This window comes from Acinetobacter sp. CY79 (assembly GCF_059515845.1).
The window spans coordinates 1-26,643 of record NZ_JCAKMY010000039.1 but is presented as its reverse complement, the minus strand read 5'-3'; the positions used below and the strand labels follow the sequence as shown (position 1 = coordinate 26,643).

The 26,643-nt window shown below is 40.0% G+C and carries 31 protein-coding genes; 12 read left to right on the top strand and 19 right to left on the bottom strand.

The window, feature by feature from the left end; genetic code table 11:
• Window positions 1-456: 456 nt before the first annotated feature.
• Window positions 457-864, bottom strand: a complete 408-nt coding sequence (locus tag AC5YCE_RS13915) for a carboxymuconolactone decarboxylase family protein (protein WP_496172440.1) — start codon at window positions 862-864, stop codon at window positions 457-459.
• 93 nt (window positions 865-957) lie between these two features.
• On the opposite strand from AC5YCE_RS13915, the gene AC5YCE_RS13910 reads away from it, so the two are divergent.
• The 5 genes from AC5YCE_RS13910 (at window position 958) to AC5YCE_RS13890 (ending at window position 6,136) form a co-directional block, all read left to right on the top strand.
• Window positions 958-2,133, top strand: coding sequence for a glycerate kinase family protein (locus AC5YCE_RS13910; protein ID WP_496172439.1), 1,176 nt, complete (start codon window positions 958-960; stop codon window positions 2,131-2,133).
• Between the two features lie 448 nt (window positions 2,134-2,581).
• Window positions 2,582-4,573, top strand: coding sequence for an ATP-dependent helicase (locus tag AC5YCE_RS13905; RefSeq protein ID WP_496172438.1), 1,992 nt, complete (start codon window positions 2,582-2,584; stop codon window positions 4,571-4,573).
• A gap of 96 nt (window positions 4,574-4,669) precedes the next feature.
• Window positions 4,670-4,936 carry an RNA recognition motif domain-containing protein gene (locus AC5YCE_RS13900; protein ID WP_496124930.1) on the top strand — a complete coding sequence of 89 codons (267 nt, stop codon included), beginning with the start codon at window positions 4,670-4,672 and terminating at the stop codon, window positions 4,934-4,936.
• Between the two features lie 283 nt (window positions 4,937-5,219).
• Window positions 5,220-5,723 (top strand): DUF6586 family protein, encoded by a 504-nt coding sequence (locus AC5YCE_RS13895; RefSeq protein WP_496172437.1) that lies wholly within the window; start codon window positions 5,220-5,222, stop codon window positions 5,721-5,723.
• Window positions 5,724-5,857: 134 nt separating this feature from the next.
• On the top strand, window positions 5,858-6,136 hold the full coding sequence (locus tag AC5YCE_RS13890) for a hypothetical protein (protein WP_496124928.1): 279 nt from the start codon (window positions 5,858-5,860) through the stop codon (window positions 6,134-6,136).
• Between the two features lie 66 nt (window positions 6,137-6,202).
• Here the strand turns inward: AC5YCE_RS13890 and AC5YCE_RS13885 are convergent, their stop codons facing one another.
• The 4 genes from AC5YCE_RS13885 to AC5YCE_RS13870 form a co-directional block, all read right to left on the bottom strand.
• Window positions 6,203-7,921 carry a cation:proton antiporter gene (locus tag AC5YCE_RS13885; RefSeq protein ID WP_496172436.1) on the bottom strand — a complete coding sequence of 573 codons (1,719 nt, stop codon included), beginning with the start codon at window positions 7,919-7,921 and terminating at the stop codon, window positions 6,203-6,205.
• Between the two features lie 146 nt (window positions 7,922-8,067).
• On the bottom strand, window positions 8,068-8,223 hold the full coding sequence (rpmG, locus tag AC5YCE_RS13880) for a 50S ribosomal protein L33 (RefSeq protein ID WP_001205031.1): 156 nt from the start codon (window positions 8,221-8,223) through the stop codon (window positions 8,068-8,070).
• A gap of 12 nt (window positions 8,224-8,235) precedes the next feature.
• Window positions 8,236-8,472, bottom strand: coding sequence for a 50S ribosomal protein L28 (rpmB, locus tag AC5YCE_RS13875; RefSeq protein ID WP_000048256.1), 237 nt, complete (start codon window positions 8,470-8,472; stop codon window positions 8,236-8,238).
• A 165-nt stretch (window positions 8,473-8,637) separates the two neighbouring features.
• The gene (locus tag AC5YCE_RS13870; RefSeq protein ID WP_496172435.1) at window positions 8,638-10,086 is read right to left on the bottom strand and encodes a coniferyl aldehyde dehydrogenase; all 1,449 of its coding nucleotides are present in this window, start codon (window positions 10,084-10,086) and stop codon (window positions 8,638-8,640) included.
• 120 nt (window positions 10,087-10,206) lie between these two features.
• Here AC5YCE_RS13870 and AC5YCE_RS13865 point away from each other — a divergent pair, with 120 nt between their 5' ends.
• From AC5YCE_RS13865 to AC5YCE_RS13845, 5 genes are all read left to right on the top strand, one after another.
• Window positions 10,207-10,899, top strand: a complete 693-nt coding sequence (locus AC5YCE_RS13865; RefSeq protein WP_496124925.1) for a TetR/AcrR family transcriptional regulator — start codon at window positions 10,207-10,209, stop codon at window positions 10,897-10,899.
• Between the two features lie 106 nt (window positions 10,900-11,005).
• Complete coding sequence (gene purU, locus AC5YCE_RS13860) at window positions 11,006-11,872, top strand: formyltetrahydrofolate deformylase (RefSeq protein WP_496124924.1); 867 nt, start codon at window positions 11,006-11,008, stop codon at window positions 11,870-11,872.
• Window positions 11,873-12,103: 231 nt separating this feature from the next.
• Window positions 12,104-12,928, top strand: coding sequence for an energy transducer TonB (locus AC5YCE_RS13855; protein WP_496172434.1), 825 nt, complete (start codon window positions 12,104-12,106; stop codon window positions 12,926-12,928).
• A 20-nt stretch (window positions 12,929-12,948) separates the two neighbouring features.
• Window positions 12,949-13,572, top strand: a complete 624-nt coding sequence (locus AC5YCE_RS13850) for a MotA/TolQ/ExbB proton channel family protein (protein ID WP_496172433.1) — start codon at window positions 12,949-12,951, stop codon at window positions 13,570-13,572.
• Complete coding sequence (locus tag AC5YCE_RS13845; protein ID WP_496172432.1) at window positions 13,572-13,976, top strand: ExbD/TolR family protein; 405 nt, start codon at window positions 13,572-13,574, stop codon at window positions 13,974-13,976. Before AC5YCE_RS13850 ends, AC5YCE_RS13845 begins: the two co-directional genes overlap by 1 nt.
• Before the next feature lie 60 nt (window positions 13,977-14,036).
• Here AC5YCE_RS13845 and msrA read toward each other — a convergent pair whose 3' ends face one another.
• The 9 genes from msrA to lgt form a co-directional block, all read right to left on the bottom strand.
• Window positions 14,037-14,558 (bottom strand): peptide-methionine (S)-S-oxide reductase MsrA, encoded by a 522-nt coding sequence (msrA, locus tag AC5YCE_RS13840; RefSeq protein WP_496172431.1) that lies wholly within the window; start codon window positions 14,556-14,558, stop codon window positions 14,037-14,039.
• Between the two features lie 98 nt (window positions 14,559-14,656).
• Entirely contained in the window at window positions 14,657-15,112 is a 456-nt protein-coding gene (locus AC5YCE_RS13835) for an META domain-containing protein (RefSeq protein ID WP_496172430.1), read from the bottom strand.
• Window positions 15,113-15,260: 148 nt separating this feature from the next.
• Window positions 15,261-16,331 (bottom strand): Lnb N-terminal periplasmic domain-containing protein, encoded by a 1,071-nt coding sequence (locus AC5YCE_RS13830; protein WP_496172429.1) that lies wholly within the window; start codon window positions 16,329-16,331, stop codon window positions 15,261-15,263.
• 28 nt (window positions 16,332-16,359) lie between these two features.
• Window positions 16,360-16,872: a dihydrofolate reductase gene (locus tag AC5YCE_RS13825; protein WP_496172428.1), complete on the bottom strand. Its 513-nt coding sequence runs from the start codon at window positions 16,870-16,872 to the stop codon at window positions 16,360-16,362.
• Window positions 16,873-16,988: 116 nt separating this feature from the next.
• Window positions 16,989-17,831, bottom strand: coding sequence for a thymidylate synthase (gene thyA / locus AC5YCE_RS13820; protein WP_496172427.1), 843 nt, complete (start codon window positions 17,829-17,831; stop codon window positions 16,989-16,991).
• Between the two features lie 238 nt (window positions 17,832-18,069).
• Window positions 18,070-18,561, bottom strand: coding sequence for a lipocalin family protein (locus AC5YCE_RS13815; RefSeq protein ID WP_496172426.1), 492 nt, complete (start codon window positions 18,559-18,561; stop codon window positions 18,070-18,072).
• 146 nt (window positions 18,562-18,707) lie between these two features.
• On the bottom strand, window positions 18,708-19,073 hold the full coding sequence (locus tag AC5YCE_RS13810) for a hypothetical protein (RefSeq protein WP_496172425.1): 366 nt from the start codon (window positions 19,071-19,073) through the stop codon (window positions 18,708-18,710).
• Window positions 19,070-19,477, bottom strand: a complete 408-nt coding sequence (locus tag AC5YCE_RS13805; RefSeq protein WP_496172424.1) for a hypothetical protein — start codon at window positions 19,475-19,477, stop codon at window positions 19,070-19,072. Before AC5YCE_RS13805 ends, AC5YCE_RS13810 begins: the two co-directional genes overlap by 4 nt.
• A gap of 188 nt (window positions 19,478-19,665) precedes the next feature.
• Window positions 19,666-20,478: a prolipoprotein diacylglyceryl transferase gene (gene lgt / locus AC5YCE_RS13800; protein WP_496172423.1), complete on the bottom strand. Its 813-nt coding sequence runs from the start codon at window positions 20,476-20,478 to the stop codon at window positions 19,666-19,668.
• A gap of 93 nt (window positions 20,479-20,571) precedes the next feature.
• Between lgt and AC5YCE_RS13795 the strand changes: the two genes are divergently transcribed.
• Window positions 20,572-21,351, top strand: a complete 780-nt coding sequence (locus tag AC5YCE_RS13795; RefSeq protein WP_496124910.1) for an NRDE family protein — start codon at window positions 20,572-20,574, stop codon at window positions 21,349-21,351.
• A 152-nt stretch (window positions 21,352-21,503) separates the two neighbouring features.
• On the opposite strand, the gene AC5YCE_RS13790 is transcribed toward AC5YCE_RS13795, so the two are convergent.
• The 4 genes from AC5YCE_RS13790 to AC5YCE_RS13775 form a co-directional block, all read right to left on the bottom strand.
• On the bottom strand, window positions 21,504-23,759 hold the full coding sequence (locus AC5YCE_RS13790) for a PhoX family protein (protein ID WP_496124909.1): 2,256 nt from the start codon (window positions 23,757-23,759) through the stop codon (window positions 21,504-21,506).
• Between the two features lie 203 nt (window positions 23,760-23,962).
• Window positions 23,963-24,739, bottom strand: coding sequence for a twin-arginine translocase subunit TatC (tatC, locus tag AC5YCE_RS13785; RefSeq protein ID WP_496124908.1), 777 nt, complete (start codon window positions 24,737-24,739; stop codon window positions 23,963-23,965).
• On the bottom strand, window positions 24,736-25,170 hold the full coding sequence (tatB, locus tag AC5YCE_RS13780) for a Sec-independent protein translocase protein TatB (RefSeq protein ID WP_496172422.1): 435 nt from the start codon (window positions 25,168-25,170) through the stop codon (window positions 24,736-24,738). Before tatB ends, tatC begins: the two co-directional genes overlap by 4 nt.
• 9 nt (window positions 25,171-25,179) lie before the next feature.
• Window positions 25,180-25,407 carry a Sec-independent protein translocase subunit TatA gene (locus AC5YCE_RS13775; protein ID WP_496172421.1) on the bottom strand — a complete coding sequence of 76 codons (228 nt, stop codon included), beginning with the start codon at window positions 25,405-25,407 and terminating at the stop codon, window positions 25,180-25,182.
• A gap of 245 nt (window positions 25,408-25,652) precedes the next feature.
• Here AC5YCE_RS13775 and AC5YCE_RS13770 point away from each other — a divergent pair, with 245 nt between their 5' ends.
• The gene (locus tag AC5YCE_RS13770) at window positions 25,653-26,411 is read left to right on the top strand and encodes an AEC family transporter (RefSeq protein WP_496172420.1); all 759 of its coding nucleotides are present in this window, start codon (window positions 25,653-25,655) and stop codon (window positions 26,409-26,411) included.
• A gap of 18 nt (window positions 26,412-26,429) precedes the next feature.
• Here AC5YCE_RS13770 and AC5YCE_RS13765 read toward each other — a convergent pair.
• On the bottom strand, window positions 26,430-26,643 hold a 214-nt coding region (locus AC5YCE_RS13765), incomplete at its 5' end, for a transposase (RefSeq protein WP_496171720.1).

Below are 26,643 nucleotides of genomic sequence, written 5' to 3'. Positions count from 1 at the left end.
AGCGTTAACAACAATTGATCCTCAAGCGCTAATGTATGAGGACGCCCTGATTTCTTTTTAAGTGATTCTGCTTTTGCTAAAACCTCGACCATTTCAGTAAAAACTTGCCGAGGTACGCCAACCAAGCGTTTGAATTCAGAATCTGAAAAATGGTTTAATTTCTGATATCTCATGACATTTATATGGGGATAGTTTTTACTTTCGCAAGAGGTCTAATTTAAAAACCAAACGAAACATTAATGCTCTATTCGTATTTTTAAATCCAAAAAATGTAGACTAAAAAATTACTTCACTTGATTTTAAATATTTTTAAAAATGAGTTGTGGATAATCTTAATTTTATCCACAGTAGCTTTATCTTTATAAAAAATGAGATGGTAGCTCCTCATTAGAGTTTTCATATCATTAAAAATATTTAAGGTTTAACGCTATAGCGACTGCTGATTGCAATACGGTTTCATGCATTAATCACAATACCTAGCCATTCAATCGCACTTAATTGTTCCTCTGTATAGTGTTTTTGAGCTTCTGCATAAATTTCATCAGGGATTTGCTGATGAGAAATAAGAGTGAGTTCTTCAATTAAGGCGAGAGCAGCACGTTCATCTTCACGGAAATATTCAGTTTCACGCCATGCATTTAATAGGCTAATTCGATCTATGCTTTCACCCGCCTTAATCGCATCTTGAGTATGCAGTCGAATACAGAAAGCGCATTGGTTGATTTGCGATGCTCTTAATTTAAGCAGGTGTGAAAAACCTTCAGCAATACCAGATTCATATACTTTTGCTAATGCAATCTGATCAAGTTCTGCGACTTTGTTATAAAGTTCAGGTGCTGTTTTTCCAAGGTTAATGCGTTGCATAGTTTGATCCAGGTTTGAGAGTACTAGAGAAGTATTTATAGAGAGGGAAATTATGGTTATGTTGTATTTAAAACTTTTCTGATTAGGATCGCCATGACAAAGACTTTTATTCTTGCACCTGATTCCTTTAAAGAAAGTATGACTGCTAAACAAGCATGCTTAGCGATGGAAAAAGGGATATACAAGTCTATGCCTGATGCGATTTGTCTGCATGTACCCATGGCAGATGGAGGTGAAGGTACAGTGGATGCTTTGATTGCAGCATTGGGCGGTGTTCGTATTGCATGTGAAGTCACTGGACCGCTTTTACATCAAAAGATTCATACATATTTTGGATGGGTGGAGCAGACTCGAACAGCCGTGATTGAGATGGCGAAAGCCAATGGTATTCAACTCTTGGCGCCTCATTTAAGAAATCCTTTAAATACTTCAACCTTTGGTACAGGTGAAATGATTCGAGCTGCTTTGGATCTTAAGGCAGAGAAAATCATTATCGGTCTAGGTGGAAGTGTGACCAATGATGCCGGTGCAGGCATGGCTCAAGCATTGGGTGTGCGATTTTTAGATCAAAATAATTATGAAGTTAGTCTAGGTGGTGGTCGGCTTAATCAAGTCAAAACCATCGATTTGTTAGAACTTGATTCACGTTTATTACAGACCACCATCATCATTGCCAGTGATGTGAACAATCCATTATGCGGTGAAAATGGTGCTTCAGCTGTATTTGGACCACAAAAAGGCGCATCTGCTGAAATGGTGCAGATTTTAGATGCAAACCTGAATCATTTTTCAGATTTGGTTGAGTCAACTTTACGGGTTCACGTGAAACATCAAGCGGGTGCAGGGGCTGCTGGCGGTTTAGGTTTTGGACTGATGGCTTTCACGGGTTCGACCATACAATCAGGTGCTGAGTTAATTATTAAAGAAACAGGATTAGCTGAAAAAATTGCTCAAGCGGATTATGTGTTTACAGGTGAAGGCAGTATTGATTTTCAGACCAAGTTTGGTAAAACCCCGTGGGCTGTGGCACAAGTCGCAAAGCAGTTTGATAAGCCTGTTTATGCTTTTGCAGGGCGAGTAGGTGATGATATTGAAACTTTATATGATGAAGGCTTTACTCAAATTATCGGAATGAATGAGCCAAATTGTGATTTGAAAAATGCACTCAAACATGCTGAGATCAATTTAACCAATACTGTTGAACGAGTCGTATTGTCTTTGAAAACTCAGGCTATAATTTCAAATCAATATGTTAAAAGAACTCATTAAAAATTGATAAATTCAAAATGTAGGGGATATGAAAAATATTTGTTAAGGTGAGTTTTGAGTCTGATCAGGATTCAAAGTTTTGCACTGCGTGTATATCGTGAAGATATACGAGATGATTTTCAGAAAAATGAGTTAAGACAATATTCAGAGTAAAAGGGGATTTCATTTATTTTAATGAGATGAATATTGTAGTGTTGAAAAATTTGCTTGCTAGTGAAAAGAAGCTCAAGCTCATCATTGATTCAAGTGTGAATATGAATGATGAATTTCCAATGTCTTTGCGTCATTCAAATTTTCTTGAATTTTTAGAGCTTACAACACAGAAGCTAACCTTCAGATGCGAAGTGCTCGATCCTAAAACGATTAGGGTCTGTAAATAGTCTAATTTTTATGTTGATGCAGTGCTTATGATAATATCTCGGTTTGATTTTTTGAGATATGAATTGGTATGTCACTTGCACAGCTCATTGATGAACTAAACCCTCAACAAAAACAAGCTGCGACAACTAAATCAAAGCACAGTTTGGTTTTGGCCGGGGCGGGTTGTGGTAAAACCAAAACCATTGTGGCTCGTGCTGCCTATCTCATTGATCAAGGTGTTCCTGCCAATCAAATTCAAATTTTGACCTTTACTCGTCGCTCTGCCAGTGAAATTGTCGCTCGTGTAGAATTGGCATTGGGTGATCAGGCCAAAGGTCTACGCGCATCGACCTTTCATACCTTTTGTATGTATCTTTTGCGCCGTGTACCGAAGGCATTCGGATTAGAGCAATTTTCAATTATTGATCGTGATGATCAACTGATGATGTTCCGTTTGATTCGTGGCAAAGACGATAGGAAAAATCCAAATTCATTGCCTAAACCACAACAACTTTGCGATCTCTATTCTTTTGCACGAAATACCCGCCAAAAACTGAGTTTGGCTTTAGAAAAACAACACCCTGAATTTTTAGAATACAAAGACCAAATTGCAGAAATTATGAAGGAGTATGAGGCACGAAAACGTGCACGTACTTTCCTCGATTATGACGATATTTTAGCGGTGGTCGCTTCTGGATTAGCGCAGTCTGATGGATTAACAGATTATGTCGCATCGCTTTGTCAGCATATGCTGGTCGATGAAATGCAAGACACCAATCCACTGCAATGGGCTTTACTTGAACCATTGAAAGATAAAACCTCACTGTTTTGTGTTGGAGATGATGCACAGTCGATTTATGGTTTTCGTGGCGCAGATTTTGAAAATATTCATCATTTTAAAGATCGTGTGCCTGATGCACAGATTTTCAAACTTGAAAAAAACTACCGTTCTACTCAAGAAATTCTAGATCTATCGAATTGGTTGTTGGATCAGAGCTCAATCAAGTACGAGAAAAAACTTGAAGCGTATCGTGGGGATGGCATTAAACCGAAATTGCATGTTTTCCCCAATGAGTTTGATGAAGCCAAATGGATCGCGATTGATATTAAAGAGCGTCACTTTTTAGAAGGTTCTGCATGGCATGAACATATGGTATTGGTGCGTTCGAGTTTTGCAGCACGCCATATTGAAGCTGCGTTTATTCAATCCAATGTGCCGTACCGCTTTATCGGTGGAATGAAACTGCTTGAAACAGCACATGTAAAGGACTTGTTAAGCTTATTACGTGTGATTGCTAATCCATTGGATGATATTGCTTGGATGCGCTTCCTGACCCTGTGGAATGGTGTAGGTGATGTCGGTGCGAGTAAGCTCGCTCAACAGCTCTTAGTTGATCCTACACAAGACGCAATTTTTGAAAAATTAGAAAAATTTGGTCGTATTCCTGAAAATACTTTGCTAATCATGAAACAAATGCTGGTACTCAAAACAGAGGTGCAAGCTTGTGTCACTTTGGGTGTAGAAGCATTGATCGCTCAACTTGAAGAAAACTACGCCAAAAAAGATTGGTCTAAACGCATGGGTGACTTTGATTTGGTCAAACAATTGGCTGCAAAGCATGACCAGTTGAGTGAATTTTTAGAAGAGTACGTGCTTGATCCAGTGTCGATCTCTGAAATTGAACGTCAGTCGGAAGATGATGTGGTCACATTGATCACCATTCATTCGGCAAAGGGTACAGAACAAAAAGTGTGTTATGTCGCCAATGTAACGGCAGGACAGTACCCACATGCACGTGCTCAAGGTAATTTTGATGAAGTCGAAGAAGAGCGTCGTGTATTGTATGTGGCTTTAACCCGTGCAAAAAATGAATTGATTCTGACCAAACAAAACCTAAGTATTTGGGCGCGTGATCAAGTGGATGAGCAAGGGCGTAAGATTGAAAGCTACTTCTTCAATGATTTAACTCGACATTTATGTACCACCGAAACCCACTATAAAACTCGCCAGCAGACGGTAAAAAGTGCGTTGATCGAACGAAAGACGATTAATTTAGATTTTGGTATCGATCTCGATTAAACTAGAGTGATTGCGCTGTTTATATTTATTTGCGAAGTTCAAAAAGTCGAGTAGGCGAGTGCTTTTTGATGATTTTGCCTATTTTAAGGTTTTAAGATGAAAATTTTAGTTCGTAATTTAGATCGTACTGTCCCACAAGCTGAATTACTTAAACTATTTCAAGCATATGGTACGGTTGAATCATGTACTTTGGTGATGGATGAAGTCACTAAGAAGTCGAAAGGTTTTGCGTTTGTTGAAATGCCTCATGGTCGTGAAGCTGTGAAAGCGATTAAAGGTTTAAATACTTTACGCTTACACGGTCAAGGGATTCGTGTAAAACAAGCGGAAGATAAGCCAGAAGACAAGTCTGAAGCTAAATAAGCGATGTTTGAAATTTGAATGTGGAAATATTTATATTTTCAACAAAAGAATCTAAAGGAGCGAATCGCTCCTTTTTGATTTGGTTTTTATTCATTTTTATTTCTCGCTTCTATTACGAGATGGATTGTAGAGATTAAGGATTGAATCATTAAAAAGAATAAGCTGATAATGCATCTACACGCGAATAAAATCTAGATTTATAAAAATTGTGGATTGCGTAAACAAACAACACGTTTTAACGTATAAGTGCTAAGACACATTTTTTAACTTTAGGAAATTTCTCATGTCCCGCGTTGCTCGTTTTCATGCTGATCGCACCAACCAAAAATTATATTTTGCACGTCTGTCATGCCAGCAATCAGAACAAACGGAGCATATTCAGCAGGCGCAGTCACATCGTGAAGCTGCAGTATTTCATTTACATGGTGCTATATTAGCATTTTTGCAAGAACTCGTTCGTTACTATCGCTTAAATGATACTGCGCCTACACTTAAATCGATTGAAGATTTAATGGCAGCAAAAGGACAGATTTCCCCTGAGGTCAATCTATTACAACAGCTTGCAAAGCATGGTTTTATTGCTGAATTAAAACGTGCTTATCGTATGTGTCAGTATGCCCCTGAGCCGAGTGCTCCTGAGCCTGAAGATGAAACATCTTCAAATCTCATTATTAAAGTGACACAAACGCCCCAAGCATGGTTACCTGATACCCAGATTTTACGTGAATGGCACCGTGATTTAACCCATTTGATCGATGGCTTTCGCAACGAAATGGTTGAGTTTTAAGTCGAATCATGTCAGTTTAAAGTGTGATGGTCTATTGTAGGACTTGAAATATTGGTTCGTCGATCACATATAAGATAGTCTAAGCGAAGCAAAGTGCATTCGCATTTTGTGACCATGTGAATCATGGAGGGTATATGTCTATAGAACAGTTAAAAGAAATTTTTGGAAGTCAGGAATCTATTCTTGAATTGGTTCAGCTAGAAGGTGGTGAGCTGGCTTTGCGTAATGCTGACGCTGAACATGACCCTTTGGTGAAAATTCAATTTAATGACAAAATTAAAGCATTGATTGGAGATCAACTTCCTGTGGTTGCACAACACATGGTTCAAGCTGCATTGTTTGCTTTGATGGAAAAGCAGACCAGTGAGTGGGAAGCAGAAGTGGTTGATGAAAAACCAAAATATATGAGTTAATGAATTCTTAGATATAAAAAACCGCACATCACGTGCGGTTTTTTATATCTAATGAGTTTGCTTTGCTTAATGCGAAGCCGCATTGTGATGTGCAATTTGAATTTGGTTGAGAATATGATTGCTCATGTTCTTCGCCATTTCTTCTTTTGCGTAATAAACTTCACCAATATTGTCTTGGCGAATCACTTCCGCTTCTTGACGATTTTCAGCACAAACCAAAACCTGAATTTGCGGATTCAGCATCTTGGCTGTATCCACGATTTTATGAATATCTAAAATATCCATTGGCGAAATCACCAATAAGCGTGCATGTTGGATATGTGCTTGAATTAGGACGCTCGGTTCAGTCGCACGACCAGAAACCGCAGCAATACCCTTTTCACGTAGATTCTCAACGATTTCACGGTTTTCTTCGGCAATCACCACTCTAATACCGTCATCCATGAGTGTTTGGGTGATACGTCGACCGACTTCACCATGACCGACAATCACCACTTGATCACGCAGATAGTCCTGTGAGACCTCATCTGGCAACATCGCCAATGGGTCACCACTACGTTCAAGTAAACGTGCCAAATGCGAACGCTCACGGATCCAGTTTTGTACAGGTTCGATTGCTGAAAACAAAAATGAGTTCAGCGTGATAGAGAATAAAGCCCCTGCTAAGATGAGGTTTTGCGCTTCGGGAGTAAGTAAGCCAAGAGAGAGCCCCAGTGTTGCCAGAATAAATGAGAATTCACCAATCTGCGCTAAGCTTGCTCCAACGGTTAGTGCTGTATTGAGCGGATAGCGGAAGAACAAGACCAGTGCCATGGCTGCAAGGGTTTTACCAATCATGATGATGCCAATGACGGCAAGAATATGTAGCGGTTGTTCAATGATAATCCGCGGATCGAATAACATGCCGACAGATACAAAGAACAAAATCGAGAAGATTTCACGTAGCGGTAGCGTTTCTTCTTCTGCACGGTGGCTAAAATCAGACTCTTTAACCACCATCCCAGCGAAGAATGCACCGAGTGCCATAGATACGCCAAAAATCGCATATGAGCCGTAGGCAATAGAAACGGCTGCTGCAACGACTGTTAAGGTAAAAAGCTCTCTAGAACCTAAGCGTGCGACATATTGCATGATCATTGGAACAAGGCGTTTTCCAATAATCAGCATAAAGGCAATAAAGCCTGCCACTTTGAGTAGGGTAATGCCTAAAGTTGCCCAGATGTTTTGGTTGCCACTTTGACCTTCGAGTGCATGACCACCCAGTAGAACCGCTGTTGCAGGAAGGAGCACCAAGACCAACACCATAACTAAGTCTTCGACCAATAGCCAGCCGACCGCAATTTTACCATTGACGGAATCGAGTAGTCCTTGATCGCCGAGTGCTTTCAGCAGTACAACAGTACTTGCGCAAGATAAACTTAAACCGAATACAAGTGCTGCACCTAAACTCCAGCCCCAATAGAATGAGACGGCCATCCCAAGCAGGGTAGCAACCGTAATTTGTAAAATTGCACCAGGCAGTGCGATACGTTTAACTTGTAATAAGTCTTTGAGGGAGAAATGCATGCCGACGCCAAACATGAGAAACATGACACCGAGTTCAGCAAGTTGGTTGGCGAGGGCGAGATCAGCAACTACACCAGGTGTGTTTGGGCTGATGATAATACCGGCAATAAGATAGCCGATTAAAGGCGGAAGTCGTAGACGCGCAGCGATATAGCCAAAGATTAGTGCTAGACCGAAACCGACTGCAAGTAAAATAATGAGATCTACATCATGAGGCACTAAAAACTCCTTTTTTGTGAAGAGGAGGAAGATAAAATTTTAAAAAGCATAATTAATGCCAAATACCGCAAAGAAGTTTAACAAGCTGAATAAAAAAAATGCAAAAAAAACGACCCCAAAGGGTCGTTTTTTCAAGAAAACTAAAATTATTTAATTTTAGCTTCTTTGAAGATTACGTGTTGACGGATTTTTGGATCAAATTTTTTGATTTCCATTTTTTCCGGCATAGTACGTTTGTTCTTAGTTGTGGTATAGAAATAACCTGTACCAGCAGAAGAAACTAGGCGAATTTTATCACGCATGGTTCAGACTCCTTAGATCTTTTGACCTTGAGCACGTAGGTCAGCAACAACCTTTTCGATACCCAATTTGTCGATAATACGCATACCCTTAGTAGTTAGACGAAGACGTACAAAACGTTTTTCGCTTTCTAACCAGAAACGGTGGTGGTGCAGGTTCGGCTCGAACCGGCGTTTAGTTTTGTTGTTGGCGTGTGAGACGTTGTTACCAACGACTGGACGCTTGCCGGTAACTTGGCAAACCTTAGACATGGTGTAACTCCATTGATTCAGCCAACAGCAAATCTGTATGGCCAGTCAAAATAAAACGGATTGAAATCATTCAAGGGGCGTTTTATACCAAAATTCCGCTTAAAAGACAAGCGGAATTGATAAAAACGCAGCATGAGCTAGTGTGATAGATCATGCCTTGATCACTTAACGAAGAAAGGCTTTACGAATGATACTCGGAATTGGTCTATTAAATGGAGGGAGTACGTATTTTAAGCTAAACAGCTTAGGTACAGACATCACCGAACGTTCATTTGATAGACTAAAGAATCCCTCAGGACCATGATAACGTCCCATACCCGATGCGCCGACACCCCCAAATGGTAAGTCATCTTGTGCAACATGGGTCACGACAGCGTTTTGCCCAAAGTGCCCTGAATGGGTACGGTGAGCGATATATTCTGCACGAGCATCGTTAAAGTCGAAGTAGTATAATGCAAGAGGACGTGGGCGGTCATTAATAAACTCAATAACTTCGTCTATTTGATCATATTCTATGATTGGTAATACTGGACCAAAGATTTCATTTTTCATGATTTCCATGTCTGGCGTGACATTGGTCAACAGAGTTGGCGCAATTTTACGAACTGAATCTAACTCTTCATTGGCGGGATTGATCTCAGTTGCCTTAGCTCCATTTTGCAATGCATCTTCAAGATAACCTTTGATGCGCTTATTCTGTTTGTCGTTGATAATCGAAGTATAGTCTTGATTGTCACGTAGCGTCGGGTACATCGACTTTACGACGGCTTTGAAACAGCGAATAAACTCATTGGTTTTGCCACGTGGTAGGAAAATATAATCAGGCGCTACGCAGGTCTGACCTGCATTCCACAATTTACCAAACACAACACGTTCAGCCACGTCTTTTAAGTTAATCGATGGATGTACAATCACGGGTGATTTTCCGCCGAGTTCCAAAATCACGGGGACTAGATTTTCAGCAGCCGCTTTCATCACGGTTTTGCCGACATTGGTCGAGCCAGTGAATACCAACTTATCAAAAGCAAGATGACTGAAGGTATCCGAAATAATGCCACCACCTGTGACCACAGCCACGATTTCCTGTGGAAATGCTTCAGCTAATGCAGCTTTAAGTACGAAACCAAAATGGTGCGATGAGCTCGAAACTTTGATCATGGCATGGTTACCTGCTGCGAGCGCACAAATCAGTGGGCCTAGTGCAAGTAGTAAAGGGTAGTTCCAAGGGGCAATAATCCCAATCACACCCATCGGTTGATAATCCACCCAAGCTTTTGCGGGTTGATGTAATATGCGGATATGACGTTTAGAGGGTTTCATCCATGTGGTCAGATTTTTGCTGTAATATTTAATCTGTTCTAAGCATGTCAGTAATTCGCCAATTTTAGTTTCTGAAATTGCGCGGTTACCGTAATCTTTGTTAATTGCTTCAGCGATATCGTCTTGATATTTGATCAGCACTTTCTTTAAACGTGCTAAACGTTCGATTCGCTCATTGGCAGTAGGCAGGGGATAACGTCGATAAGCACTCTGTTGTAGAGCTAGAAGATCATGTATTTGTTGAACTTCTGGTGTATCAGTCGTCATAAAATTTGTTTTTGTTTGACTGTTCATGACCAGTACCACTAATGTAAGGGTTAATGTATAGTCATTTTTAGAGTAATTACTCTAAAAGTCAAGTCTGTTTTATGTTAGCGCATGCTAACTTTTTTATTGGTTATAGATGGTATTAGGATGTCGCATTCCAAAACGCTAAAAACGAAAGACCGAATTTTGCAAATCAGTTTGCAACTTTTCAATGAACGTGGCGAGCGTACTGTTACGACCAATCATATTGCGGCTGAGATGAATATCAGTCCAGGTAATCTGTATTATCACTTTCGTAATAAGCAGGAAATCATTAAAGAGCTGATGGAACAATATCAGCAAGAAACGCTGGATTTGTTAGCGTTACCTGATGACCGCCCAGTCAATGCGAATGATAAAATTCGTTATTTTCAGGTACTCAGTAGTCAGATGTGGGATTACCGTTTTCTTCATCGTGATGTTTATCACTTGGTCGAAAATAATGATGATTTTCGTAAAATTTATCCAAGATTTGCAGGGAAAGTCATGCAGCAAGGGCAGAATATTTACCAAGCCTTTGTTGATGCGGGTCTGATGCAAATGACAGCCTCAGAAATTGAAGCGTTGATCATTAACTTATGGATTGTGCTGACCAACTGGACTAATTTCCTGTATATGTCAGGGCATTTAAAAGACTCGAACAATATTGACCAGAAATGGGCGTGGCAAGCTTTACGTCAAATGGTATTTTTGGAAGGTCCTTATCTCAGAGGTGAAAGTCGTCAAACTTATGAGCGTTTGCTTGAGACATTGGGGACTTCTGAACTTTTTGCGAGTTTATCTGCGGATCGACCTGATTAAAAAAAATGTGGAACATTTAACAGCCGAGAAAATTTGAAAGCTTTCAAAAAAGCGTTAGAATACTCGGCTGTTTTTTCAAATTAACCGTTAAGTGATATAAATCAAAATGAACATGACCACTGCCAACACAGCACGCCTGCTGATTACTTGTGAAGACAAGCCAGGTATCGTGCAAGCTGTATCGAGCTTTTTGTATCATCAAGGGGCGAATATTACTGCGCTTGATCAATACGCGACTGAAGCTCAGGGCGGACGTTATTTCATGCGTGTTGAGTTTGAGCTGGATAGTTTACAAAGCCGTAAAGAAAACATTCTTCAGACTTTTGCAGCCAATGTCGCTGATCGCTATGACATGCAATGGCGTTTAGCACTCGTGAGTGATGTAAAGAAAGTCGGTGTATTGGTTTCTAAAGTTGACCACGCATTACTTGAATTGCTATGGCGTCATGCTCGTGGTGGTTTACCATGCGAAATCACTAAAGTGGTGTCAAATCACGAAGATTTACGTGAATCAGTTGAAAACTTCGGTATTCCTTTTGAAGTTGTACCTGTCAATAAAGACAACAAACGTGAAGCGTATGCAAAAATCGATGAATTGATGCAGGGTAATGATTTATTGGTATTAGCCCGCTATATGCAAATCTTGGATGAAGATTTTGTAGCGAAATGGGAAATGAAAGTAATCAATATTCATCATTCATTCCTACCTGCATTTGTGGGTGCAAATCCATATAAGCAAGCGCATGAAAAAGGGGTGAAGTTGATCGGTGCAACAGCGCATTATGTTACAGCTGACCTCGATCAAGGTCCGATTATTGAGCAAGATGTAGAGCGCGTTAGTCATGACTTTACGGTTGAGCAGTTACGTGATTTGGGTCAGGATGTAGAGCGTAATGTACTTGCTCGTGCGGTAAAATGGCATCTTGAAGACCGTATTATTGTCGATGGGAATAAAACGGTTGTTTTCCAATAATTCATAATTTTCAAAAATTGAAAAGAGTGATATAAAAGGCATACAGATTGTATGCCTTTTTCTTGTCTAATCGAGTAGGATGAAGAAAACTTACTAAAAGCACTCAATTAATAGTTGCAAATGAAAACACTTCTCATTTATCATTGAATCGCTTTAATTGTGCTAACCGATGAGCTTGATAGATCCATCCTTATATGATGTTTCATCGCTTTTATTAGGTCATAAATTTTAATGAGTCAGTCTCCTGCGCCTACCATGCAAAATCCGAACACGATGAAAAAGAACGTCCTGACAGCATTGATTGCTGTTGCGATAGGACATGTCGCTGTTTTGTTTGCAGTGAGTCAAATGCAAAGTCCTGAACTTAAAAAAATCGATAAAGAGCCGATTAAAGTGCGTTTTGTTAAAATTACTGAAGATGCGCCACCACCACCGCCTCCAGCTGAACCTGTTAAACCTAAAGTACAGCCAAAACCTGAGCCGAAAGTCGTTGAGCCACCACCTGTTGTCAAACCTAAAGTGATTGCCGAAAAGCCGAAACCTAAAGTTGAAGCAACGAAACCGATTGTGGTGGATGACAGCAAAGACAAATTGAAAAAAGAGCAAGAACGCTTAGAACAAGAGCGCCAGAATCAAGACCGAATTAATCAAGAACGTATCGAACAACAGAAGCGGGATCAAGCTCAACGCGAGCAAGCGCAACGTGATCAGCAAGCCAGAGACCAAGCTGAACGCCAACGTCGTGAACAAGAAGCAAAAAATACCCCGCGTAACTTATCTCAAGGTCAGATTTCTTGGGTGCGTTCACCAAAACCTGCGTATACCAACCGTGATTTGCAAGGTTCAGACCGTACTGTTGTGGTTTCAATCACGGCAGATGCGACTGGTAAAGTAACAGATGTACGAGTAATCAGATCGAGTGGTGTTGATGCACTCGATCAAAAAGTTGTACGCGCAGTGCGCAATGCAAAATTCAGACCTTATAAGGAAAATGGTGTGGCATATCCGTTTAAAGCGGAACAACCATTTGAACTTAAGTTGAATTCTAACGGCTAACTATTAATAGGAGTTCGAGTATGAACTTTTCAGTTTATTGGCAACACGCTGATGCAGTCAGTAAAACACTGTATTTTGTGTTACTGGCAATGTCGATTGCGACATGGACAATTGTTGTCCTGCGTATCATGGGCACGCGTCAGCTTAAACAAATTGCTTATGCTCAACTCTCAAAAGCAATCAATAGCTTAAAGGCTAAACTCGCGCCTTTAGGCTTTGAGCAACGTAAAGCTGTTGCTGAACAAGCGCTTCTTCGCCAAATTTCATTGGAAAAAGCATCTGCTGAGAAGGGTATTGCGGTATTGGGTACCATTGCTTCACTTGCACCATTTGTAGGTCTATTTGGTACAGTGTGGGGGATTTTCCATGCTCTCGTAGCCGTTGGTAAAAGTGGTCAAGCGGGTCTTGCTCAAGTGGCGACACCAGTCGGTGAAGCCCTGATCATGACAGGGATTGGTTTGGCAGTGGCGATTCCAGCCGTGATTGCATACAACATCTGTGTTCGAATTAATCGTACTTTAAGCAATGACCTTCAAGATCATGCGCATAGCTTATTGATTGATACCATGTTACAGCAAGATTCATCTGTTCAAGCTGCACCAGTAAAAGTCAATCAAGAAGGCTTAGTGGGAGGTCAAGTTTAATGGCTTTTCAATTGGGTGAAGACAACGACACTGGTATGACGGAGATGAACCTCATCCCGTTGATCGATATTATGTTGGTATTGATGATCATCTTTTTGGTGACAGCAACCGTTGCTAACCCATCAATTCCATTAAGTTTGCCAAAAACCACTGCTGAAATTATCGATCCGCCAGCGGAGTCTGTTCAAGTGAGTATTAATGCTCAGGGTGAAGTGGCTTGGGATGCAGAAGTGATTACGCTTGATGAGTTACAAAAGCGTTTTGATCAAGCAGGAACACAAGCGCAACAACCGACGATTATTTTAAAAGCAGATAAAGAATCACGTTATGACACTGTTGCACAAGTGATGTCACGTGCGAGCGAAGCCGGGCTCTCAGACATTGCTTTTGCAACGGATAATTAATCTGTTTCCAATAAAAAGCGACCATCAAGGTCGCTTTTTTTATATCAGGCACAAAGTAGTTTAATCTTTCAGCAAGTCTTGAAATACGCTACGAAGCTTATTCAGTTTAGGCGGAATTGAAAAGTTGCAATACCCTTGATTTGGATTACGTGCAAAGAAATTTTGATGATATTCTTCAGCTTCGTAGAATGTGGGTACAGGACTCAACTCTGTCACAACATTCAATCCTTCAGCTTTTAATGCTTCAATCATTTTCAAAGATTGTTGATGCTGTTCTTCATTAAAATAATAAATCACAGAACGATACTGTGTACCGACATCATTGCCTTGACGGTTCAAAGTCGTTGGATCGTGAATTGCAAAAAATACATGTAAAAGCTGATCAAAAGTAATTTGTGCTTCATCAAAATCAATCAAAATGACTTCAGCATGATTGGTTTGACCTGTACAAATGTCTTCGTAGGTGGGCTGAACAGTATTGCCCCCAGCATATCCACTGACAACTTTGTGTACACCCTTGAGTTGAAGAAATACAGCTTCGACACACCAGAAGCATCCACCGCCAAATAAAGCCTGTTGCATGACCTCAACCCTAATAATATTTTCTAATGTCTATATGGGGAAATTTGACGGGATTACAATGTCCACGTCAAATCTTGATACATTCGCCTTATATCCAATTAGCGTGGCTGAACTGCACTTTCAAACTGAAGTACAGGGTTACCATGTTCATCCAGCAGACGTAAAGTTTTCTCATAAACTTGATAAGCCGCAACTTTAGTGAGGGCAGTATTATATTTATCCGCCAGTTCCATGGTGTTGACACACATCATCTGTGTACCTGCAAGTTGGCTCAAGCTGATTTTGTCTTTGTTAATGCTGTAAGCACCCATTAAGCGATTACAACCATCAGCACCACTTACACGTTGTGTAGCAGCATCAAATTGAATGCTTGGGACATTGTGTGCAGAAGGATCAGTTTTAAATTCTGTTGCGCCGATATGTGTCAAAATCCAGGTTTTATTTTGTAATAGATTTAAAGTCTCTTGCTGCTTGGTTGTGGTTTGAGTTGTTGCACAGCCTACAGTCGCTAAAGACACTGCAATAAGACCTGTTGTCAGTAATTTTTTTAGCATGATTTTCCCCGATTGTTGTTGATGTTGGTTGGATCTATATAAACAAATTTGCATCTATATAAACAAATATTGATGAAAATCTCTAGAATAATGATCTATTTAATTGCAAATTATCTACATTTTTCTCTGAAAATATTTCAAATTACCGTTATGGCGCAAGTGTAGGATTACTGCGCGGTAAACCAGATCTTAAAACCCGAGAATAGTTTTCACTGCTTTGATGTTCAAACCTAGAAAATTCTTGTGTCCTCGGATTCACATGGGCTTTTTGATACCACGTTTTCATATCCCAGTGTTGATCAATTGCACCTAAGTCTTTTAAGTAATTGGGAAGATAGCCTGAAGCCAATAGGCGATAATCGGCAGGCAATTCTTTTTTTGATACCGCCTGAACCATATCGAACACTAAAGTAGTGCAGTTACTGGTGAGTGTGTTGTACCATTTTGCTTGCTTATTGAGTCCATCGGCCTTCGATAAATACTCCTCAAACAAGGCTTTCATCTCAGGTTTTGCCATATTGATCGGGAAGAAATAGACCTGCTCACCACGGACATTTGAGCGCGTATAAATCAGATCTTTTTCATCTGAGGCCACGAGACTGAGTTCGAATTGACGAAAAAAACCACCGATCGCTGAAAAGCCTTCATCGGCTTCTTTCCTGATTTCAATCGAAAATGTCAGTGGTTGAGTATTGGCGAAATCAAAACTCACTAATGTGTGTGCGATTTGAGGTCCCATCCAATACGAGGTGATGATATTCACACCTGAAATGTCATTTAAATTAAAACGCCGAGTTTCCCAATGTTCTTGAAAGCTACCATCGGGATTCCATTTAAAATTACGAACGTTATGTAAGGTCACGACATCACCTTGTCGTTCGTAATGCAATGTTTGAGCAACCTCTGGGTTCCATTGTCGGTTTTGTTTCGCTTCTAAATTAAAGTACCAAAATAGGCTCAGAATAAAGGCGACAATATAAATAATCACATCTTTACGGCGACTAAAAAAATGTTGCGTAATATAAATTCCTAAGATACTGAGAGCGAACGCAATCCAAGTACCAATGATTAGACGGCTGAACAGCCAACTCACAGGTTCTTGAATCCATACAGCTGAACACAACCAAATTGAAGAAAGAATCACAAAGGCACTGAAGACAAAATGGATGAAGCCCATACCCAGTGCCATAAAAAATTCTTTCTTTCCAATATTGTGCATAAGTATTGTTTTTAAGTTTATATTGTCTTTATTTTCGGTAAGTTGCGAACTCGAATGCAATCCCAGTTTTGTCGTCTAAGTGTTGTTCTGAAGCGACCTTTTTAAACTCAGCAGGTACAGCAGGGTAATGCGCATCACCTTGAACATCGAGTTCAACATGGGTCAGTTCTAACCGATCTGCAATATTGATTGTTTGTTTAAATATTTCACCACCACCAATAATAAAAATGCTCTCAGGTTTTTCAGATACTTTTACATCTGCAACAGCTTGATTGAGTGCATCTTCAATGCTGTAAGCGACTTTGGTGCCTTCAAACGACCATGAAGGATCACGTGTGATAATCCAGTTAACTCGCTTCGGTAAGGTACGACCCATTGACTCTAAAGTCTTACGTCCCATGACCACAACACCACCTTGGGTAATTTCTTTAAAGTGTTTGAGGTCAGCTGAGATATGCCATGGTAAGTCATTGCCTTTACCAATGCAGTTGTTCTGATCCATAGCAACGACGTGAACGACTTCTAAATTTTGAAATGCCATAACTTACTCAATATTGATCTTTAATAAACGAATTGCACTTGATTTATTCTACCCAAAGCGAGGCGAATCTTCTAAAAAAATCCTCCATAGTGGAGGATTTTTGTGATCAGACTGACTTAAACCGCGACAGGTGCTTTAATGCCCGGATGCGATTCATAACCCACAATTTCAACATCTTCAAATTTGAAATCGAAAATGTCTTTAATTTCAGGATTCAGCTTGAGTTGACACAATGGCAATGGTTCACGTGTGAGCTGCAATTGGGCTTGTTCAAAATGGTTGGCATAGAGGTGAGTATCACCACCCGTCCATACAAAATCACCCACGTCTAAGCCACACACTTGCGCAATCATATGCGTTAAAAGGGCATAGCTCGCGATGTTAAAGGGTACACCTAAGAATACATCGGCACTACGTTGATAGAGCTGACAAGATAATTTGCCGTTATAGACAAAGAATTGGAATAGGGTATGACAAGGCGGGAGTGCAACATTAGCTGCTTCATTGGGGTTCCAACCAGACACGATTAAGCGACGTGAATTTGGATTGGTTTTGATTTCATTAACTAACCATTTGATTTGGTCGAAACCATCTTGCTCATACAGGCCATCTTCTTTTTTAGTCGCACCGAAGTTACGCCATTGATGTCCATAGACAGGGCCTAATTCACCTTCAGGACGTCCAAATCGCGCCGTTTGTTCAGCGGTAGACCATTCATCCCAAATAGACACTTTATTGTCTTTGAGATATTGAACATTGGTATCCCCTTTAAGAAACCACAACAATTCAATCACGATCGAGCGGAAGTGAACTTTTTTTGTGGTTAATAAGGGAAAGCCTTTCGACAAATCAAAACGCATTTGATGACCAAATACCGAACGTGTACCCGTACCCGTACGGTCGCCTTTATCGCCGCCGTTATCGAGGATATGTTGTAGTAGGTCTAAATACGTTTTCATAAATTTCCTGATCAGTGTGCAGGTGACTCATCTGCTTGGATCAGTCACTCAGTCTAAAATTTCATTGGGCTCAGTTTATACTAATCTAGCCTTCTTTTTAATATCTCCGATCGGGAATAAAACAGTGGGCTGACCGAGTAAAAGGACAAAATGAATCAGTATTCTATTGATCTCGAAATAAAAGCATCCAAAGAGGATGCTTTTATTTTTATAGATAGATTTATTTCAAAATAAATAATTAAGCCGTTTTATTGCCTGTATGTACAGTATGAATTAAGTCTGTTAAGTCATATCCAATAGATTGAGCATAATTGAGATACTCTTGTTTTGTCGCTTCATCCAAGACAGGTTGACGGTGCAAAATCCATAAATACTTTTGATTAGGCTCACCCACCAATGCTGTTTGATAATTCGCGTCTAATTTTAAAACCCAATAATCACCTTTGGTAAATGGAATCCAGCGAAAACCTTCGGGTAGGAAACTGACTTCTAACTTACCATTTTCAGCATCAACAATACTGGCTTCACCAATCGATTCGTCCAGTTGTTGATTTACATCTAGGCAACGGTTTTGAACACGAACTTTTCCATCTTCATTTAAACTATAAACAGCGGAAATATCGGTGCTATCTTCTGGTTGATATTTCATGGGCAAGCGAGCAATCTCGTACCAAGTACCTAAATATTTTTCTAGTTTGAAATTTGAAACGGTCGTTAAATTTTGACTCATTGTACTATCTCCATGACTGATTTTATTCGATGCGTTATCTGAGTATAGGGATTTAAATCTAAATCAATTGATGGAATTCTGTTGCAAAGCGTTGCTCAAATTTTACAAATAGATATTTATTTTCATTTGCTTATCGAATTTTGGATTTAGCGAGATGCTCTGTTTTCGTAAAGCGTCACGATAAAAAATCCTAATGCAGTAAAACCGATGCTTTGTAATGCTAAAGAAAATTGATGGGTTGTAGGAAGACTCAGGATTAAGAGCAAAAGTGGAATCATGGGTACAACAATGAGCCATTGAATCGCTTTGTTGTTTGGACTTTGGCTTTGAAATTGCAAAATGCATTCACGTGTTAAATGTAAACCGATCCCAATCACAAGTGCAAAACTGACGAACCCGATGGATAATTCAGCTTGTTTTGAACATAGGTAAATAATGATGCAAGTCGTTATACAGGTGATGAGCTTGATTTGACGAGTACAGCGTTCCGAATACCAAAAATCGAAAATCATTTTTGGATATTCTCATTGTTTTTTTGACTGAGTTCTTTGTTATTTTGATTCAATAAGGAAAGTGGTGAAAACAGACAAATGGCCAACGCCATAAAACCCAAACCTTGTGCACCTGGTAGTAAAATTTCACCATTTTTCATGTGCATAAAGATCAGTGCCAAGAGTAAGGCAATGGGAATCCATGTAAATAAGCGATATAACAAACCTGTCGGATTCTGCGCAGCGAAATGGATTTTGCAGTAACGACAAATTAAGAAGATGACACCTGTGCCTAAGAACATCAGAATCGCATCAAGTGCTAAAGGATCCATCCAATACAAGATTCCAGTGGCTGTAGCAACAGCGATAAAGAAAGCGAGTTTTTGAATGAGAGATACCTGAGGATTAAACCAAAATTCGAGCATATGAGATGTAAGGCTGATATAGATTTATAGCCACTTTAGCATAAATGATGCTGTTATTTGAGTTGAGAGGAATTATGAAAACTATACAGTTCTGCATTAGAGCTTTTATTTGACATAGTTTGGATGGCACATAAAAAAGCGAGGACTAAGCCTCGCTGAATTTAAATCGCAGAATTATTCATGATAGATTATGAATTTTTTTTAAGTGGACCCCAGTCATAGATTTTCTTTTGGTACGCATACCACATCATCCACAGACCAATCAGAATCATTGGAACAGTCAAGAACTGACCTTTACTCATCCAACCGATAAACAATTGTCCATTGTCTGGTTCACGGAAGAACTCCACCACGAAACGTGCGATACCATAACCGATGAGGAACAGCGCCGATACAGCAAAGCGTGGACGAGGTTTAGAACTAAACCACCACAGCACGATAAATAAAATCAAACCTTCACACAGTGCTTGGTAAAGCTGAGAGGGGTGACGAACCAGTTGTAACGGATCAGTCGGAAAAATCATACCCCATGCAAAGTTAGGATCTGCGACTTGGCGACCATACAACTCACCACCAATAAAATTACCAATACGACCGAACATCAAACCTGTTGGAACACATGGCGCGATAAAATCAAGTGTTTGGAACCATGTCATTTTATATTTTTTACACCACAACAACATGGCAATCATGACACCTAAGAATCCGCCATGGAAGCTCATGCCACCTGTCCAGACTTGGAATAACCAAAGTGGATTTGCTAGGAACTGATCAAAGCCATAGAAGAATACATACCCGACACGTCCACCCAGTACCACACCTAATGCACCGTAAAAAATCAGGTCCGAGACCATCTCTGGTGTCCAACCGCGTTGTTTGGCACGGTAATTCGCAAGTCCCCAAGCAAATAAAAATGCGAGCAAATACATCAGTCCATACCAATGGACTTGCAGTGGACCCAGCGATATTGCCACTGGATCAATAGATGGGTAGGTCAGCATTCCTGTTCCTTGATATTGTGTTTTGAACAGATTTTAGCTGAAAGATATAAAAAATGTTGTACATTCAGTGTGTAAAGTTAAAGAGAATCAACTATGTGTATCGTAGCGCTGGCGTGGCACGTTTTGGATGATATGCCATTGTGTTTGATTTCCAATCGTGACGAGTTTTACCACCGACCAACATCTCAGATTCATGCATGGGATCATAGTCCAATTATTGCAGGACAAGATTTGCAATCGGGGGGTACATGGATGGGAATTACTGAGACTGGACGTTGGGCGATTGTGACCAATTTTAGAGATGGTCAGGACAAGAAAAGTTATCGCACTTCACGCGGGCATTTGATTCAACAGTTTTTAGAATCTGATTTAGCACCCATCCGTTTTGCTCAGCAGATTGAAGCCGTACAATGTGATTATGCTGGCTTTAATTTATTTATTGGGGATCGTAAACAAGCGGTGTATATGAGTAATCGAGGTGAAGCACCCCAAGTCTTGGCAAAAGGCGTTTATGTCACGTCTAATGGATTGATGACTGAGCATTGGGAAAAAACCAAACATTTAAGAAAACGCTTTACGCAAGAATTACTCCCTATGTTGCAAATCAGTTCGACACCTCGTCATGAGATCGAGTTTGCTGCATGGGATATTTTGGAAGATGAGCGAAAAGTGAGCAGAGATTTATTACCAAATACAGGGATAGCTGAAGACATGGAAGAATTACTGTCTTCAACTTTTATTCAAAGCCCCATTTATGGAACACGTAGTTCAAATCTGTTGTTCATGAAAAATAGAGAATTTAAATGGCTTGAAAAAACGCAACAAGGTGAGCAACAAGGACAAATCATCACTATCCAAAAGCCATTGTTTTGACCAAGTTTGACTGAAAAAGCCGACGTCGTTCTAAGCTCTAAAATGTTGATATAACTGAATCTAAAGATGAAAATTCAAAAATATCTTTAAAGATAAAAAAAGCTGACATTGAGTCAGCTTTTTTTCAGTTTTAGAACAACATTATCGTTGGATCAAGATGCTGTTTTAGGCGTATTTTGACTTTCTTCTTCGAGTGCTTCACCTGCAATCATTCCACCGTTTTTACGGGTAATAACAACAGTTGCAGAGCGTGGGCGCGTTGGACTTGTCCCTTTACTCAGATTGAACTCAGCAGGGTGATTCGATGGCCATACACCACCTGGATGTTGAACATTGACAAAGATTGCTTTGTAATCAGGTGTCATGGTGACGCCAGTGATTTCACATCCTGCAGGACCAGTTAAGAAGCGACGTAATTTTGTGTCGTCAAGTACGGCGCCAGTCGGAGTTAATTGTGCTCCTGCACCAGCTTTTGCACTGTTGACTTTACCGTCACCGATGCTTCCAGGTAAGGCTGCAAGCATCATACAGTTGGTTTCATCTGTATACGCGCCATCATCAGTTTGAACCCATAGTACGCCACGAGGGTCAAACCACATACCATCTGGACTTGAGAAGTCATTGGCGTTGCTTAAGCCAGAAAGATTGACGTTTGGCAAAGAGTCAGCTTCTGCACCGAAGAGGAAAATATCCCAAACGAAATTTAATGCAGTAACCGTATCACCTGTTTCACGGAAACGGATGATGTGACCGTTGATATTGCCTTTGTCAGCACCACCTTTATCATTGTCAAAGTAGCTCCGTGGATTCGCTGCATCAACGGTATGGTTGGTTCCACGTTGAGAGTTGTTGGTCAACGTCACATAGACTTCACCATTCTTCGGATTGACAGCAACCCATTCAGGACGGTCCATTTTGGTTGCACCAACCGCATCACCTGCTAAACGTGCGTTGATGAGTACATCACCCTGATCTGCAAATTTGTATTTTGAATAACCAGCAATAAGCGGATTATTGATATTTAATTCAATCCATTCACCAGAGCTTTTTTGCGTAGCATCGTTAAAGTTGAACTTAGCAACGTATAATTTACCTGAGTTCATATATTTATCACCCGCTTTATAGCCGGCATTGATATCTTTTGGATCCCATTTGGCATCTGATACAAATTTGTAAATATACTCACCTTGCGAGTCATCACCCATGTAGAAGGCAAGAGGCTGACCTGGTATCGCTCGACTGACACGACAGTCTTCATGTGCAAAACGACCTAAAGCTGTACGTTTAACAGGGTATTCACGGTTATCAAATGGATCGATTTCAACGATCCAACCAAAGGTGTTGGTTGAATTACGGAAGTCTTCAGCACCAGTCGCACCTGAAACTTTAGTTAACCAGCGGTCATAGATGTCCTGAATAGCAAGGTCCTGAATTTCAGCAGTACGTGAGTCTTCAGTGGCTTTTACAGTATGCCACTTGTACGAGCTATTTGATGGGATTTTATAACGAGCTAACGATTCCAAAGCATTATTATCGCGGTTGGCATCATCACGTGAGAAATATTGATTGAAATTTTCCTCAGTGGTTAAGTAGGTTCCCCAAGGCGTATAACCATTACCACAGTTATTAATTGTTCCTAAAGTGAAATCACCATTCGGACTGATCTTGGTTTTAAGTAGATTGTTACCTTTTACTGGTCCAGCAAAATGAATACGAGACGCCGCTGTAATTCGTCGATTGAATACAGATGATTTATTGATGTTCATCAGTTGTGTCATATTATTTTTATGAACTTCAATAATCGAAACACCATGGCAATTAATCTCACGTAAAGCTTCGTCTTCCGAGCGGAAGGCATCTTTAATGGTATTAATAGATGGATGAAGAGTGTTCTGGTTATCCACATACTCATGGTTCATTACTAGTAAACCTGTAGCAGATTGATTGGCATCGAATCGGCTATTGGTCATGCCAAAATAGGTCATGCCATCATGGCAGTCACCCGAGCGACGTAGAAAAGAGGCACCTGTCGGAATTTGATTTTCATTCCATTCGCTTAGACCTTCTGATATTGGGTCGCCTAGCGCATACAAAACACGTGCTTCATAGCCTTCAGGGACTGTGAATTGATTGCGTATATTTTTATCTACCGTCTTAAACTTAAGTGAAGTCGGTGTTTTATTGTGATCAGGTGTTGTTGGTGGAGTGGTGGGTGGTGTTGTATTAGAGGTGTTATTGTCATCGCCACAACCTGTCAACGATGCTGCTAATGTGATTGCTGCTGCACCACCTGCGGTTTTTGTAATCAGGTCGCGACGTGTAATATTTTTATTAAAGATATCTACAAATTCAGCATTGCCAGAATTGTTGCTATCGTAATCATCATTGAATGGAGTTAAGTCAGTCATATCTCATCCTAGCGTTCTTGCTTGGTTGTTTTTAGAAAGTTGATAACAAGGTAATGACTTTGCATGACAAATAAGTGAAGGAAATATTTCAAAAAAATTAAATAATAGAATGAGTATGCTGAATAAAATAAGGGCGATAGAAATCGCCCTTATGACTGAGTTTAAAGCTTGAAAATACTTAAAAATTAAAAGTGTATCGAGTACTATTCAGTCGTCATTCTTCTTTTCTCAATCAGCTTCCCTAAGAATAAACCAAGCTCAAACAGCATCCACATGGGAATGGCGAGCATAATCATTGAGAGTGCATCGGGTGGGGTCACAAACATCGACACAAAAAAACAGCCCACAATAATAAAACGGCGTTTTTCAACTAAGGTTTGAGTCGAAACCACACCAATGAGTATCAACACTAAAGTAATAATTGGAATTTCAAAGGTAAATCCAAACACTAAAAATAGCTTTAAGCAGAAACTGAGATAGCTATTAATATCAGTCATCGGAGCAACAGTTTCAGGAGCGACACTGATAAAAAAATGCAAAATGGATGGGAGTGCCACAAAGTAAGCAAAACTAATACCGGTGTAGAACAGCACAATGCTACCCAGCAGTAAGGGTAAAGCCAGATTTTTTTCTTTTTCGTATAACGCAGGTTTTACAAAAGACCAAAGCTGATAAAGAATAAATGGCATGGCAAGCATCAGCGCAACAAAAAAGTTCAACTTAAACGGCGCCATAAACGTAGCTGTGACATCTGTAGCAATCATGGTTGATGCAGCAGGAAGTTGTGCTCTCAATGGTGCAGACAATAGCTGATAGGTCTGATTCGCAAAGGGAAGTAAGCAGAAAAAGAGCGCAATCAGAATTCCGACTATTTTGAATAAATGCTTACGTAAAATCACCAAATGTTTGGTAATCGGCATCTCATCGAGTTGAATCGGATCAGTATCATTCGATGCTTGAGTTGACGGCAATGTGTTCATACTGCCACCTTCATTTCTGGATATTTCTTATCTAAATATTGTGAGGAGTGAGATACCCCCATTTTATTGGGATGCATGACATAGTTTTTTGAACTAGAGCCCTGAAGGGGCTTATAGTGCAAAGTTTTTAAGGTCTGCTTTTTTGCCAAATTGGAGGGTGTTGCTTCTATTGGTTTTTGTAAGTCTGTCATTTGCGCTTGCATTTTTGCTTCAAGTTCTTGAATGCGCTTCATTTCAAATTGCATTTGTTCTCGTAGTTCTGATAGACGCAATTCACGGTCAAGATCATTTTGAATATTGCTCACAGTACGAGTGATTTTTCCATACCATTTACCGACAAAGCGTACTGCTTCAGGAAGCTTATCTGGCCCCAAAACTAATAGGGCGATAATCCCAAAGATCAGCAGCTCAGTCATTCCAATATTGAGCATATCCGTCTCTTAGCTTTTAATCGTGGTTTGCTGATCAGTGTGACTTTGATCATGATCAAGCGTTCGTGGTTCTTTGAGTTGTGCGGTCGCTATTTCATCATCATCTTTGATTGATTTTTTAAAGTCCTTAACTGCACCGCCGACATCTTTGCCCAAATTTTTAAGCTTGGCTGTACCAAATAGAAGCAAAACAACAATCGCAAAAATGAGAACGTGCCAAATTGAAAGTCCAGCCATGATCTATTACTCATCAAATTTATAATCATTAATTTGAACAGTTAAATATGACAATTAATTGACTGTAATGTTGCGATTTGAAGACTAAATGATTGCAGTTTTAAGACAGAGGGGCAAAAGTAATTTAACCTTGTTCGTCAAAGAACGAAGGATTGTTTATGTTAGAGCTAAAGATTATGCAGTGTTGATGATATTGCTTTGTGCTAGCATGCTTTTCAATCTTGATTGCAAATTGCATCATCAGTATGGCGCTTATACTTCCCTTTATTTCTTTTATGATCGGGTTTTTTGCAGTAAAACAGCTCACTCGATTTCGAGCATTTTTTGCAATGCTTCTGGCGAAAGTTCTCATTCCATTTGTGATTATTTACAATATGGTCTTTTACCAGAAGGGCAGTATTTGGCTGATCTTATTTAGCTTCATGTGCTCCTTATTGATGTATGGCATTTTCAAATATTATTATAAAAATAAATTAAAAGCACTGTGTCTGAGTTATCTCAATATGGCTTGGCTGGGGTTTCCATTTGCATTAGCAATCTTTGGTACACAGGCAAGCAGTGTGATGGTTGCCCTGTATATTGGAGGCTCTGTGTTTGGCAATATTTGCGCAGTAACTGCACTGAGTCCTCATGCACAATCTAAAGCAGAAATCATAAAAAAAGTGAGCTTATCACCACCTGTTCTAGCACTGGGCATCGCTGCTCTACTTTCCCTTTGGGATTTTTCAATTTATCAAGATCATGACTTTGTTCAATCTTTATATCAGTGGGATAAATGGCTCATGACTTTTACAGGCATGTGTATTTTGGGCATGTGGTTAAGTCAAGTAAAACTAAAACCCGAAAACCTTGTTCAGAGTGCCGTTACTGCCATGCAAAAAATGATGCTAGGGCTGATCTTTTGCCTCATTGGATTTTATTTGTTGCCCATTCCTAAGGATTTAATGACTTTTGCAGTGATGTTGATGTTCTTCTTGTTGCCACCAGCTGCGAATATTGTATAGCCAAATATGAAACATAAGCTACATCATCTTAAATACGATATCCAGAGCTTCCTGAATGGTTTTATTGTTCTGAGCAATGATGTGCCTGACTTTACTTTTTAAGACAGACCATGCTTTTTCAATAGGATTGAGGTCGGGACTATACGCAGGTAGATAAACGATTCTTGTCTTATATTTTGCTGCTAAATCATCAATCGCTTGACCTTTATGAATTGAGGCATTATCGAGAATC